Source organism: Pseudomonas sp. M2(2023), from assembly GCF_030263955.1.
Taxonomy (GTDB): domain Bacteria; phylum Pseudomonadota; class Gammaproteobacteria; order Pseudomonadales; family Pseudomonadaceae; genus Aquipseudomonas; species Aquipseudomonas asiatica.
This window is the reverse complement of sequence record NZ_CP127114.1, coordinates 2,690,946-2,704,238: the sequence shown is the minus strand read 5'-3', so window position 1 is coordinate 2,704,238 and position 13,293 is coordinate 2,690,946. Positions and strand designations below refer to the sequence as shown.

Sequence of the window (13,293 nt, the reverse complement as noted above, 5' to 3'; positions counted from 1 at the left end):
TGGCCTCTTCGCGGGTAAACCCGCTCCCACAGGGTCACCACAAATCCTGAGGCTGTGGGGTACCTGTGGGAGCGGGTTTACCCGCGAAGAGGCCGGCCCTGCTTTTACAGATTTCAGGATTTCTACCCATGCACGACAGCGACAGCCTCAAGGACTACCCCCAGGTACGGCAACTGGCGATCCGCTCGCTGTTCGAGATTATCGAGCAGTCCAGCGAGGGCACGGTAATCGTCGACCGCCAGGCGCGCATCGTCTGGATGAACGAGCGCTACGCCCGGCGCTTTGGCCTGGCCGACGCCGCCAGTGCCATCGGCCAGCCATGCGAGGCGGTGATCCCGGGCAGCCTGATGCGCGAAGTAGTGAACAATGGCCGGCCAATCCTGCTGGACATGCTCGATACCCCTAACGAGCCGCTGGTAGTGATGCGCCTGCCCATCCACGACGACCAGGGCGCGCTGATCGGTGCCATCGGCTTTGCCCTGTTCGATGAATTGCGCAGCCTGTCGCCGCTGCTCAAACGCTACTCCAGCATGCAGCAGGAACTGGCCTCGACCCGCTCGCAGTTGCGCGCTCGCCAGGCCAAGTACAGCTTCGCCCAGTTCGTCGGCAGCAGCGCCGCCAGCCTGGAGGCCAAGCGCCGCGCCCGGCGTGGCGCGAGCAGTGATTCGCCGGTGTTGCTGCTGGGCGAAACCGGCACCGGCAAGGAACTGCTGGCCCATGCCATCCATGCGGCGTCGGCGCGGGCGCACAAGGCGTTTGTCAGCATCAACAGTGCGGCGATCCCCGAAACACTGCTGGAAGCCGAATTCTTCGGCACCGCCCCCGGCGCCTTTACCGGCGCCGACCGCAAGGGCCGCACCGGCAAGCTGCAACTGGCCGAAGGCGGCACGCTGTTCCTCGACGAGATCGGCGACATGCCGCTGGCCCTGCAGAGCAAGCTGCTGCGGGTGTTGCAGGAAAAGGAATACGAGCCGGTAGGCTCGAACCAGATGCTGCGCAGTGATGTGCGCATCATTGCCGCCACTTCCATCGACCTGCAGGCCGCCATCGCCCGAGGGGCATTCCGCGCCGACCTGTATTACCGGCTGAATGTGCTGCCGATCGAGGTGCCACCACTGCGGCAACGGCTGGAGGACCTGCCGGCGCTGTGCGAGGCCATCCTGGGCGAACTGGGCAGCCAGTATGAGCTGGAGGCCGAAGCGCAGCAGCTACTGGCGCGGCATGCATGGCCGGGAAACATTCGCGAGCTGCGCAATGTGCTGGAGCGGGCCACGCTGCTGGCGGATCAGCCGCGGCTGGGGGTGGCGGATCTTCGGGCGGCATTGGGGCCGTTGAGCCCGGTGGCGGGTGAACCTATGCGGCAGACTTACCGTGAGGCCTGTGAGGCATTTGAGCGCGAGCTGATTGTTGGGGCACTGGCCGAACATGGGGGAAATGTGCCGGAAGCTGCGTCGGCGTTAGGACTGGGGCGGTCAACGCTGTATAAGAAGATGGTAGCGCTCGGTCTCTGAGTGGAGACTTTTGTTTCCATTTCGAGACTGTCGCGAGGGCTTTGCCCTCGATCGCGACACAAGGCCGCTCCTGCAGGAGATCGCGGTGCACATGTAGGAGCGGCCTTGTGTCGCGAGGGGCCGCAAAGCGGCCCCAAAATCTCAAGACAGAGACAAAAATTCAGAAGAAAACAAAATACCTATATAAATCAGTGAGTTAAAAACTGGCACGATTCCCGCTATCTCCTGCTCACCGATAAAAACAAGACTCACCCAGGAGACCCACCCCGATGACCGTGCTCATCGCCCTCGCCGCTCTGGCCCTGCTGATGCTGGCTGCCTACCGCGGCTACAGCGTAATCCTCTTCGCCCCCATCGCCGCCCTCGGTGCGGTACTGCTCACCGACCCGTCCGCCGTGGCCCCCGCATTCACCGGGGTGTTCATGGAGAAAATGGTCGGTTTCATCAAGCTCTACTTCCCGGTGTTCCTGCTGGGCGCCGTGTTCGGCAAGCTGATCGAGCTGTCCGGTTTCTCGCGCTCGATCGTCGCCGCCGCCATCCGCGTGCTCGGCACCCGCCAGGCGATGCTGGTGATCGTGCTGGTCTGCGCGCTGCTCACCTACGGCGGCGTTTCGCTGTTCGTGGTGGTGTTCGCGGTGTACCCGTTCGCCGCCGAGATGTTCCGCCAGAGCAATATCCCCAAACGCCTGATTCCGGCAACCATCGCCCTGGGCGCGTTCTCGTTCACCATGGATGCCCTGCCCGGCACCCCGCAGATCCAGAACATCATCCCCAGCACCTTCTTCAACACCACCGCCTGGGCCGCGCCATGGCTGGGCCTGATCGGCACATTGTTCGTGTTCTGCGCCGGCATGGCCTACCTGCAGCGCCAGCGCAACAAGGCCCAGCGCGCCGGTGAAGGCTATGGCAGCGATTTGCGCAACGAACCGGAGACCGCTGCCGACCTGGCGCTGCCCAACCCTTGGCTGGCCCTGTCACCGCTGCTGCTGGTGGGGGTGATGAACCTGCTGTTCACCCACTGGATCCCGCAGTGGTACGGCCCAAGTCACAGCCTGCAACTGCCCGGCATGAGCGCACCGGTGCAAAGCGATGTGGCCAAGCTCACTGCCATCTGGGCGGTGCAGGCGGCGTTGCTGGTGGGCATCCTGATGGTGCTGGTGTGTGCCTTCGGCGCCATCCGCACCCGCCTGGCCGAAGGCACCAAAAGCGCCGTGGGCGGCGCCTTGCTGGCGGCCATGAACACCGCCTCGGAATACGGCTTTGGCGCGGTGATCGCCTCGCTGCCGGGCTTCCTGGTATTGGCCGACGCCCTGCGCGGCATCCCCAACCCACTGGTCAACGAAGCGATTACCGTGACCTTGCTGGCCGGCATCACCGGCTCTGCCTCGGGCGGCATGAGCATCGCCCTGGCGGCCATGGGCGACACCTTCATCGCCGCCGCCAATGCCGCCAACATACCGCTCGAAGTACTGCACCGCGTGGCCGCCATGGCCAGCGGTGGCATGGACACCCTGCCGCACAACGGTGCGGTCATCACCCTGCTGGCCGTGACCGGGCTGACCCACCGCGAGGCCTACAAGGACATTTTCGGTATTACCCTGATCAAGACCCTGGCGGTGTTCGTGGTCATCGCCACGTTCTACGCCACCGGCATCGTCTAAGGAGTTTTGCATGACCCTCAAAGGCAAGACCGCACTCGTCACCGGTTCCACCAGCGGCATCGGCCTGGGCATTGCCCAGGTACTGGCTCGCGCAGGCGCCAACATCGTGCTCAACGGCTTCGGCGACCCTGCACCGGCGCTGGCGGAGATCGCCCGGCACGGGGTGAAGGTAGTCCATCACCCGGCCGACCTCTCGGACGTGGCCCAGATCGAAGCGCTGTTCGCCGTGGCCGCGCGCGAGTTCGGCGACGTCGACATTCTGGTCAACAACGCCGGTATCCAGCACGTGGCGCCAGTGGAACAGTTCCCGCTGGAAAGCTGGGACAAGATCATCGCCCTCAACCTGTCGGCCGTGTTCCACGCTACGCGACTGGCCCTGCCCGGCATGCGCACGCGCAATTGGGGGCGCATCATCAACATCGCTTCCGTGCACGGCCTGGTCGGCTCTACCGGCAAGGCGGCCTATGTGGCGGCCAAGCACGGCGTGGTCGGCCTGACCAAGGTGGTGGGCCTGGAAACCGCCACCAGCAACGTCACCTGCAATGCCATCTGCCCTGGCTGGGTGTTGACCCCGCTGGTGCAGAAGCAGATCGACGATCGTGCTGCCAACGGTGGCGATCCGCTGCAAGCGCAGCACGATCTGCTGGCAGAAAAACAACCGTCGCTGGCCTTCGTCACCCCCGAGCACCTGGGTGAGCTGGTACTATTCCTGTGCAGCGAGGCCGGTAGCCAGGTTCGCGGTGCCGCCTGGAACGTCGATGGTGGCTGGTTGGCCCAGTGACGGGCGGCCTGGGCCTGGCGGCGGTCTTGCATTTGTTTATCTGCAAGGAGGCCCTATGCGCCCAACCCCGATGACCGCGATTCTTGCCCTGACCCTGGCTGCCGCCGCACCCGCGATGGCAGCCAGCCTGAAGGACGTCGCGCCCTACCCCGAGGCGGAAAAAGGCTTCACCCGGCAGGTCATCCACCTGCCGGCCCAGGCTGATGAGTCGGCCTATCAACTGGAAATCCTCGCCGGCAAGACCCTGAAGGTTGACTGCAATCGCCAGCGCCTGGGCGGCAGCCTGGAGGAACGTACCCTGGAAGGCTGGGGCTACAGCTACTACCGCCTGGACAAGGTCAGCGGCCCGGCCAGCACACTGATGGCCTGCCCCGATGGCAAGAAGACCGAGGCCTTCGTGCCAGTGGTCGGTGAAGGCTTCATGCTGCGCTACAACAGCAAGCTGCCGGTGGTGGTGTATGTGCCCAAGGACGTCGAAGTGCGCTACCGCGTCTGGACCGCGTCGCAGGACGTGCAAAAGGCTAAAGTAGAGTAACGCGCAAGCCCCTGCTGGGGGCTTCTTCGCGGGCACGCCCGCTCCCACAGGCTATCACCAGGCTGGACATCTACGCTGTACCTGTGGGAGCGGGCGAGCCCGCGAAGGCGCCCTCGAATCCAAATGATCATCTGGAGGTTCGGCATGAACGATGTGCTCTGGCGCCCCTCCACGGCGCAGATCGAGGCCAGCCGGATGGATGCCTTCCGCCGCCGGGTCAACCTGCGTTACAACCTGCAACTCGACGACTACCACGCGCTGCACCGCTGGAGCATCGAGCAGCGCCCTGCCTTCTGGCAAACCGTTGCCGACTACTTCCACGTTCACTGGCATAACCCGCCAAGCCAGGTGCTCAGCGAAGGGCCGCAGATGCCCGATGCCCAGTGGTTCGCCAACGCCACCCTCAACTTTGCCGAACACCTGCTGCGCCGCCGTGACGACCGCCCGGCCCTGGTCGCTGTGCGCGAAGACGGCCAGCGTCAGCTGTTCACCCATGCCCAGCTGGCCGCCCAGGTGGCCGGCCTGCAAACAGCCTTGAAGGCCGCCGGCATCGGCCCCGGCGACCGCGTAGCCGCCATCATGCCCAATACCTGGCAGACACTGGTCGCCATGCTTGCCTGCACCAGCCTCGGTGCGGTGTGGTCCAGCTCCTCGCCCGAGTTTGGCGTGCACGGCATCATCGACCGCTTCGGTCAGATCGAGCCCAAGCTGCTGATCGCCTGCGCCGGGTACCAGTACGCCGGCAAAGCCATCGACCAGGTGGACAAGGTCAACCAGGTGTGCGCGCAGCTGCCCGGGCTGGAACAGCTGATCGTGGTCCCCCACACCCGTAGCGGAACGCGTGTCGACGAATTCCAGGCCGCCAATGTCAGCCTGTGGGACGAGTTCTATCAGCCCGGCGGCGAGCCCCGCTTCACCCCGCTGCCCTTCGACCACCCGCTGTACATCCTGTATTCCAGCGGCACCACCGGCGTGCCCAAATGCATTGTCCACCGCGCTGGCGGCGTGTTGTTGCAGCACCTGAAGGAACATGGCCTGCACAATGACCTGAAAGCCGATGACGTACTGTTCTACTACACCACTTGCGGCTGGATGATGTGGAACTGGCTGGTCAGCGGCCTGGCGGTGGGCGCCACGCTGGTGCTGTATGACGGCTCGCCCTTCCATCCCGGCCCCGAGCGGCTGCTGGACCTGATCGACGCCGAGGATATCCAGGCCTTCGGTACCAGCGCCAAGTACCTGGCGGCGCTGGAGCAGGCGGGCCTGGAGCCTGCGGCAAGCCACCGCCTGGCGCGCTTGCGCCTGCTACTGTCCACCGGCTCGCCACTGTCGCCACACAGCTACGACTACGTGTACCGCAAGATCAAGGCCGACCTGTGCCTGGCGTCGATGTCCGGCGGTACCGATATCGTCTCTTGCTTCGTGCTGGGCAACCCGACCCTTCCAGTGCGCCGTGGCGAGATCCAGTGCAAGGGCCTGGGCATGGCGGTGGAGGTGTGGAACGAGCATGGCCAGCCGGTGCTGGGCGAAAAAGGCGAGCTGGTGTGCACGCGCAACTTCCCGTCCATGCCGCTGGGGTTCTGGAAGGACACGGACGGCAGCCGCTATCACGACGCCTACTTCAGCCAGTTCCCGGGGGTGTGGGCCCAGGGCGACTACGCCGAACAGCGTGCCGACGGTGGGCTGGTGATTCATGGCCGCTCCGATGCCGTGCTCAACCCCGGTGGCGTGCGCATTGGCACGGCGGAGATCTACCGCCAGGTGGAAAAGGTCGAGCAGGTGCTGGAAAGCGTGGCCATCGGCCAGGACTGGCAAGGCGATGTGCGGGTGGTGCTGTTCGTTCGCCTGCGTGACGGCCTGCAGCTGGATGAGGCCCTGCGCCAGCACATCCGCCAGGTGATCCGCCAGTTCACCACGCCCCGCCATGTACCGGCGGTGATCGCCCAGGTCGATGACATCCCGCGTACCATCAGCGGCAAGCTGGTGGAGTTGGCGATTCGCAATGTGGTGCATGGTTTGCCGGTGAAGAACACCGACGCCCTGGCCAACCCCGAGGCGCTGGAGCAGTTCCGGGATCGCGAGGAGTTGCGCACCCCATAAAGAAGGTATTCACCGTCATTGTGGGAGCGGCCTTGCGTCGCGAAAGGGCTGCAAAGCAGCCCCGGGATTTCAGCAGCGAAGCATAGATTTCTGGGGCCGCTTTGCGGCCCTTTCGCGACGCAAGGCCGCTCCCACAATGGCCTCCACTCGACTCGATCAGGCATAATGCCGACCTTTTTCGCCCCGAAGCACAGGTACCCCATGAAAGCCCAAGCCCGCCACATCCTGGTCAAGACCGCTGACGAAGCCGAAAAGCTCAAGCAGCGCATCGCCAATGGCGAGGCTTTCGACGTGCTCGCAAAAAAGTTCTCCACCTGCCCTTCGGGCAAGCGTGGCGGCGACCTGGGTGAAATCCGCCCCGGGCAGATGGTCGGCGCCATCGACCAGGTGATCTTCAAGAAGCCCCTGCGCGTGGTGCACGGGCCGATCAAGAGCAAGTTCGGCTATCACCTGGTGCAGACGTTCTACCGCGACTGATAGCCCCGGGCCACCTGACATTTTTGCCAGTTGTCCCCCTACCGTACAAAACATACAACTCAGGCAGTGGCCCCTCTAATGGAGACCTGCCTATGCGCTGCCCTCGCCTGCTTTTGCCTGCCGCACTCCCTCTGCTGACTTTGCCTTTGCTGTCTCATGCCCAATCCCTGACCGTTGCAGCAGGCGAGGACCTGGGCGCCATCGTTCAGACGCCAGCTGCAGATCAGTTCATCATCACCGGCGGCAAGGTCACATCGTTGCAACAAGGCGAGGGGCAGGACACGTTCAACATGTCTGGTGGCGAACTAGGGTCGCTCAATCAAGGCGGTGCCATGGACGATTTCCTCATGACCAAGGGGACCATCAAGGGTGCCTTCGAAGATGGCGATACGGCCCGATTCAAGGGTGGCAGCATTGGCAGCATCGACCTCAAGATGGCTGATAACTTCCTTGAAATGTCCGAAAACCTTGGTGTGGAAACCATCGTTGTTGGCAACGTGGTCAGCGGCCTTGGCAACGATACTTACATCCTGGCTGGCGGCACCATCGGGAGAGATCTCAGTACCAGCAGCGGCAAAGACAAGATCAATGTCGAAGGCGTCAATCTCAAAGGCGAGATACGTGCCGGCCAGGGCGACGATAACTTCAACTGGACGAGCGGAAAGATCGGCAAGAAAGTCGACATGGGCGCCGACAATGACACGGCCACCGTCAGCACACTCGACTTGAGCAGTTCAACAGTGCTGTTGGACGGTGGTACGGGCACGGATACCCTGACGTTTCAGCAAGCCAAGGTCGGTCAGGGTGCCTTGTATGTCAACTGGGAGTCCATCAACCTGAACCAGGGCAGCCAGTTGACCCTGAACGACAGCTTGGCCCTGGGTGACCTGGGCTCCGATCAGAAACCGATAGCCGCAGCCACGGGCACCGGTACCCTGCAAGTCGACGCGACCAGCACACTGACAAGTCGCCACGGCAGCATCGTCAGCATCCAGAATGGCAACAAGGCGTCCGTGGTAAACGCCGGCACCATAGACCTGAGCCGTGGCAACGACGCTCAGGGCCGCCTGACCATCCAGGGCAACTACACCGGCAACAACGGCACCCTGCGACTGAACAGCATGCTGGCCGGCGACGGCGCCGCCTCCGATCGCCTGGTGGTCAGCCGTGGTGCGATTGGCGGCTCTACCCAGCTGCTCATCAACAACCTCAACGGCGCTGGCGCGGCGACGGCGCAAAACGGTATTCAAGTCGTTGAAGCGCGTGACGGCGCGGTCAGCACGGCCACCGCATTTGTCCAGACCCAGACCCTTTCAGCCGGCGCCTACGACTACCGGTTGTTCAAGGGCGGCGTGACTGCAGGCAGTGAAAACAGCTGGTACCTGCGCTCCACCCTGGTTGCGCCACCCGCTCCGGCCCCTGCGCCGGAACCGGGCGAGCCGACACAGCCAACGCAACCGGGCGAGCCAGTGGTCATCGCACCCGCCGCTACCCCGCCTGTCGCGGCCCCGGCGCCCGGCCAGGTCGAGCTGCCTGCCCCGATCCAAGGCGAGAGCCTGCCGCTGTACCGGCCTGAAGTCCCGCTGTACGCCACTGCGCCGAGGGGCGCCGCGATCATCGCCCGCCAGGCCTTGGGCACGTTCCACCAGCGTCAGGGCGACCAGCAGCTGCTGCAGGGTGACGGCGCCGTGCCCGCCAGTTGGGGCCAGGCCTATGGCGGCGCGTTACGTCAGCAATGGAGCGGCACGGTCAGCCCGAGCCTGGATGGCGACCTGTACGGCTTCAAGGTGGGCCAGGACCTGTATGCCAAGGTTGGCGACAGCGGTTATCGCCAGCACATCGGTATCTACGTCAGCCATAGCCGTCTGGACGCCGACGTCAAAGGCTTCGCCCTCGCCGTGGAGAACCGCAGCGTCGGTGACCTGGAGCTTGATGGCGGCAGCGTCGGCGCCTACTGGACGCTGGTCGGACCGCAAGGCGGCTACCTCGACGCCGCGCTGCAGTACACCAACCTAGATGGCCGGGCGCGTTCGGACCGTGGTGACAAGCTGAACATCGACGGCCACGCCTGGACCGCATCACTGGAATCCGGCTATCCCATCGCCCTGTCCGAACGCTGGGTACTGGAGCCGCAGGCTCAGGTGATCGCGCAAAAAGTCTCGCTCGACAGCGCCAGCGATAGCGTCTCCCACATCAGCCACGACGCCCAGGTCGAGCTGACCGGCCGACTGGGGGTTCGGCTCGAGGGGGCCTTCAAAGGCAGCAGCGACCGCCTGTTGCAACCCTATGCGCAAGTCAACCTGTGGCATGGCGACGGTGGCCGCGACACCTTGACCTTCGATGGCGTCGACAAGATCAAGACCGATTACCGCTATACCTCGGTGCAACTTGAAAGCGGCGTGGTAGCGCAGGTCAACGAAGCGCTGAGCCTGCATGGCGGCGTGCAGTACACCGCCAACCTGGACAGCCGCCAGCAGGAAGCCAGCGGCGTGAACCTGGGCCTGCGCTGGCAGTTCTAGCGCCGCGCAGCCAGCAGCCCGAGGCCGGCGCAGCCCAGCAATGAGGCGCTGACCCGGTTGAACAGCCGGCGTGGGCCGGGCTGGCTGAACCAGCGCTGCATGTACGCCCCCAGGCCGGCGTAGATGGCGATCGCGGCCCATTCCAGCAACAGGAACAACGCACCCAGCCAGAGGAACTGCTCGCTCACCGGAGTGGTACTGCCGACCGAAACGAACTGCGGCAGGAACGCGGTGAAGATCAGGATAGCCTTCGGATTACCAGCAGCCATCCAGAACTCCTGGCGTACCAGACGCCAGGTGCCGTGTGGCTGATCACCTGCAACCGCGGCCTCGCCCACCGGTGCCCGCCACAGTTGCCAGGCGATATAGAACAGGTAGGCCGCCCCCGCCAATTTGATGGCCAGGAACAGGTATTCGCTGGTATGCAGCACCACTGCCAGGCCCATCGCCGCCAGGGCGATCATGCCGCTGAAGGCGACGATGCGCCCGCCACCGGCCACGCAGGCCGTACGCAGGCCGTAACGGCTGGCATTGTGCAGCGACAGCAGGTTGTTCGGCCCCGGCGCCATGTTCAGGGCGAAACAGGCGGGGATGAAAAGCAGCAGGCTTGAAAGGTCCATTATCGTTTTCCTTTGGCAACAGGCGCCTATTTCGGCGGTTAGCTGGCCTGGTGGTCAAGTTACAGCCAGTGGAAAAAACTGTATGGGTGCGCGGCGCCTGATAAGCTGCCGGGCATATCGAGGACCCTGTGATGCCCCGTTCCCATGCCGCGCTGTGGCGCGACCCGGCCCTGCCGCATGTCGAAAGCCGCCGCGCCTGCCATAGCCGCGCCTGCTACAAGGCCCACAGCCACCCAACGTTTTCCATCGGTGTGGTGGATGCCGGCCACAGTCATTTCACCGGTGCCGGCAACGGCCAGCAACGCCTGACGCCTGGCACTCTGGTGCTGGTCCCGGCCCGCCGGGTACATGCCTGCAACCCCGAGCCCGGGCAGGCGTGGAGCTACCAGATGCTGCATGTGGATGCCGACTGGCTGGCACAGCTGCACCTGGAGTCCGGGCTGGATGGTGCCGGGCCCGGCGAGCCGGCACGTATCTGCCAGGTGCCGGAGGTGTATCGGCAGTTCTGCGAACTGAACAGTCTGCTGTTTTCCAACGCCAGCAATGGTGAGAAGGATGCCGCGCTGATTGCCTTTCTGGGTGACCTGGACTTTGCCAGGCACGCGCCGCTGGCACCGGCACCGGCCCTGGGGGCGACCGCGTTGAGTGGGCTGATTGCGCACATCGAAGGCCAGGACCCGGCGCAGTTGAGCCTGGCGGTACTCGCGCGGGAGGCCGGGCTTGGGCGCTACCAGTTGATTCGCGCATTTCGCGCGGCCACCGGGTTTACGCCGCATGCCTACCTGCTCAATGCACGGGTCAACCGTGGGCGCCAATTGTTGGGTGAAGGGCAGGCCCTGGCGGAGGTGGCCTATCGGCTCGGTTTTGCCGACCAAAGCCATTTCCAGCGGGTGTTCAAGGCCCATGTGGGGGTGACACCGGGGCAGTATCGGGACTTGCACAGCCTCTGAGACCATGGGGGCGCTGTGCGCCCCTTTCGCGACACAAGGCCGCTCCCACAAGGTGCTGCGTACGCCGTTCAATGTGGGAGCGGCCTTGTGTCGCGAAAGGGCTGCGCAGCAGCCCCGGCAATGGGCCTGCAATATTGTTCAATACGGCATGAGCGCCGAAGGGCAGAGTCAGGCTTTTCCGCCAGAGCAGCCTCACCCCAATGCAACAGTTCCTGATCATCGCCCTCGCCCACTTCCTCGCCCTGCTCTCTCCCGGCCCGGACTTCTTCCTGGTCGCACGCACTTCGGTCAACGCTGGCTGGCGCGTCGCGAGCGGCGCCTGCCTGGGTATCGCCCTGGCCAATGGCGTGTTCATCGCCATGGCTTTCACCGGTTTGTCGGTGCTGCAGGAAGGCAGCCTGCTGTTCACCGCCCTGCAACTGGCCGGCGCCGGCTACCTGCTGTACATCGGCACCCTGTTCCTGCGCCATGCCGGGCAAACCAGCCTGGGCACAGTCGCTGGCAAACAGACCGCCCATGGGTGGTGGCGGGGATTGGGCATGGGGTTCCTGTCCGGCATCCTCAACCCCAAGAATGCGCTGTTCTATGCCAGCCTGGTCAGCATGGTCGCCAGCGCCAGCTTTGCCTGGAAAGCAACCTGTGCCCTGTGGATGTTCAGCATTGTGCTGCTGTGGGACTTGCTGGTTGCCGTGGCCATCGGCAACTCGCTGGTGCTGCGGCGCTTCGCCCGCAGCCTGCCCTGGCTGGAACGGGCCTCCGGGGCCATGCTGGTGCTATTGGCTATGGCACTGTTGTTTCACCTGGCCTGGGGCTGACCAGTTGCAGGGTGCGCATGTCCATCAAGGTGAAATGGCCACTGGCCCAGCCGCCAGTGTCCAGGTGCCAGACGTTGCCAAGCAGCTTGGCCTCCAGCACCGGTGTGTGGCCCACCAACAAGGCACGCAGGCCCTGCACGGGCGCGGTATCGCCTACCTTCAGGCGCCGCCGCGACCATTGGCACACCTCCCGTACCTGCGGGTCGTCATCCAGTTCCAGCCAGGTCCTCAACACCGTCCAGTCGGCGTACGGGCTGTCGGCATGTAGCAGGCCTACCAGGCCGGCCGCGCTTTCAACCTCTATCGCGATCGGCAGCTGCTCGAAGCGCTCGACGAAACGTAACTGCCGAGCCCTCGGCAGGTCCAGAAACCAGCCCCCCCCGGCGGCGCGATACATGTCCAGATCGAGCCGCCCGCCGCGCACGCGGGTAATCGCCAGGGCCTCATGATTACCTTGCACGGCATGGAACCAGGGCTGCGCCAGCCAATCCAGCGCCGCCTCGCTGTCCGGGCCACGGTCGACCAGGTCCCCAACACTGAACAGGCGGTCCACGGCCGGATCGAACCCCACCCCATCCAGGCATTGCTGCAGGCGCTGGAAGTGACCATGGATATCGCCCACCGCCAGGTCACGCCCACGCAGGTTGGCAATCAGACGCCGAAACCGTGCCATTACAATCTTCCTCTGCTGGTGCCGCCATGCCAGGGGTAAAATGGAGGCACACACAATCTGCCCCGGAGGTGCATCATGCGTACCGCCCTCGTGTGTGCCGTGCTCATGGCGCTGTCTCTGGACAGCATGGCACAAGGTGCCCCGGCCGCGCAGGTCGAGGTACGTTTCGACCATCCGGAAAAATTCCGCGATGCCAGCCTCGACAGCCACGGGTACGAGCGTGGCGCCGACGCCTATGTGATGAAAACCCTGACCCAGTACCTGCAGAAGCTTGGCCAACGCTACCTGCAACCTGGCCAGCAACTGGTCATCGACATTCGCGACATCGACCTGGCCGGGCGTTTCGAGCCCTGGCACAGCCAGGCCTACGATGTACGCTTCATGCGCGAAATCACCTGGCCGACCATCGACCTCAGCTACACCCTCAGCCAACCGGGCAAACCCGACCAGCAGGCGCAGGAAAGGGTCAGCGACAAGATGTACCTCAGCCGCCCGGGCCGGGTCACGAGCAGCAGCGACCGCCTGTATGCCGAAAAGGCCATGCTCGACGACTGGTTCCGCCAGCGTTTCGCCGTCCACCCGGCATCCTGAAAATCCCTTCACTGGTACAGGCGTTGGTGCCGGTAGTATGCTCGGCCCTTCAACCTGAAC

The 13,293-nt window shown here is 64.4% G+C and carries 12 protein-coding genes; 10 read left to right on the top strand and 2 right to left on the bottom strand.

Annotated features, from left to right (window positions below):
• Positions 1-128 precede the first annotated feature (128 nt).
• From QN085_RS12505 to QN085_RS12475, 7 genes are all read left to right on the top strand, one after another.
• The gene (locus tag QN085_RS12505) at positions 129-1,511 is read left to right on the top strand and encodes a sigma-54 interaction domain-containing protein (protein ID WP_024087102.1); all 1,383 of its coding nucleotides are present in this window, start codon (positions 129-131) and stop codon (positions 1,509-1,511) included.
• Positions 1,512-1,780: 269 nt separating this feature from the next.
• A complete protein-coding gene (locus QN085_RS12500; RefSeq protein ID WP_023660864.1) occupies positions 1,781-3,172 on the top strand; it encodes a GntP family permease in 1,392 nt (463 codons plus the stop codon).
• A gap of 10 nt (positions 3,173-3,182) precedes the next feature.
• Positions 3,183-3,953, top strand: coding sequence for a 3-hydroxybutyrate dehydrogenase (gene hbdH / locus QN085_RS12495; protein WP_023660865.1), 771 nt, complete (start codon positions 3,183-3,185; stop codon positions 3,951-3,953).
• Between the two features lie 55 nt (positions 3,954-4,008).
• Positions 4,009-4,488, top strand: a complete 480-nt coding sequence (gene eco, locus QN085_RS12490; RefSeq protein ID WP_015270251.1) for a serine protease inhibitor ecotin — start codon at positions 4,009-4,011, stop codon at positions 4,486-4,488.
• 144 nt (positions 4,489-4,632) lie between these two features.
• Complete coding sequence (locus QN085_RS12485) at positions 4,633-6,588, top strand: acetoacetate--CoA ligase (RefSeq protein ID WP_031324340.1); 1,956 nt, start codon at positions 4,633-4,635, stop codon at positions 6,586-6,588.
• Positions 6,589-6,789: 201 nt separating this feature from the next.
• Positions 6,790-7,065 (top strand): peptidylprolyl isomerase, encoded by a 276-nt coding sequence (locus QN085_RS12480; RefSeq protein WP_013972552.1) that lies wholly within the window; start codon positions 6,790-6,792, stop codon positions 7,063-7,065.
• Between the two features lie 92 nt (positions 7,066-7,157).
• A complete protein-coding gene (locus QN085_RS12475; RefSeq protein WP_041505979.1) occupies positions 7,158-9,584 on the top strand; it encodes an autotransporter family protein in 2,427 nt (808 codons plus the stop codon).
• On the opposite strand, the gene QN085_RS12470 is transcribed toward QN085_RS12475, so the two are convergent.
• A complete protein-coding gene (locus QN085_RS12470) occupies positions 9,581-10,204 on the bottom strand; it encodes a LysE family translocator (protein ID WP_013972550.1) in 624 nt (207 codons plus the stop codon). The two genes, QN085_RS12475 and QN085_RS12470, sit on opposite strands and share 4 nt — an antisense overlap.
• 131 nt (positions 10,205-10,335) lie before the next feature.
• Here QN085_RS12470 and QN085_RS12465 point away from each other — a divergent pair, with 131 nt between their 5' ends.
• Positions 10,336-11,154, top strand: a complete 819-nt coding sequence (locus QN085_RS12465; protein WP_024087055.1) for an AraC family transcriptional regulator — start codon at positions 10,336-10,338, stop codon at positions 11,152-11,154.
• Positions 11,155-11,354: 200 nt separating this feature from the next.
• On the top strand, positions 11,355-11,969 hold the full coding sequence (locus QN085_RS12460; RefSeq protein WP_013972548.1) for a LysE family translocator: 615 nt from the start codon (positions 11,355-11,357) through the stop codon (positions 11,967-11,969).
• Here QN085_RS12460 and QN085_RS12455 read toward each other — a convergent pair.
• Positions 11,935-12,642 carry a metallophosphoesterase gene (locus QN085_RS12455; RefSeq protein ID WP_013972547.1) on the bottom strand — a complete coding sequence of 236 codons (708 nt, stop codon included), beginning with the start codon at positions 12,640-12,642 and terminating at the stop codon, positions 11,935-11,937. The genes QN085_RS12460 and QN085_RS12455 overlap by 35 nt on opposite strands.
• A 75-nt stretch (positions 12,643-12,717) precedes the next feature.
• Here QN085_RS12455 and QN085_RS12450 point away from each other — a divergent pair, with 75 nt between their 5' ends.
• Positions 12,718-13,233 carry a DUF3016 domain-containing protein gene (locus QN085_RS12450; RefSeq protein WP_015270245.1) on the top strand — a complete coding sequence of 172 codons (516 nt, stop codon included), beginning with the start codon at positions 12,718-12,720 and terminating at the stop codon, positions 13,231-13,233.
• The last annotated feature ends 60 nt before the right edge of the window (positions 13,234-13,293 follow it).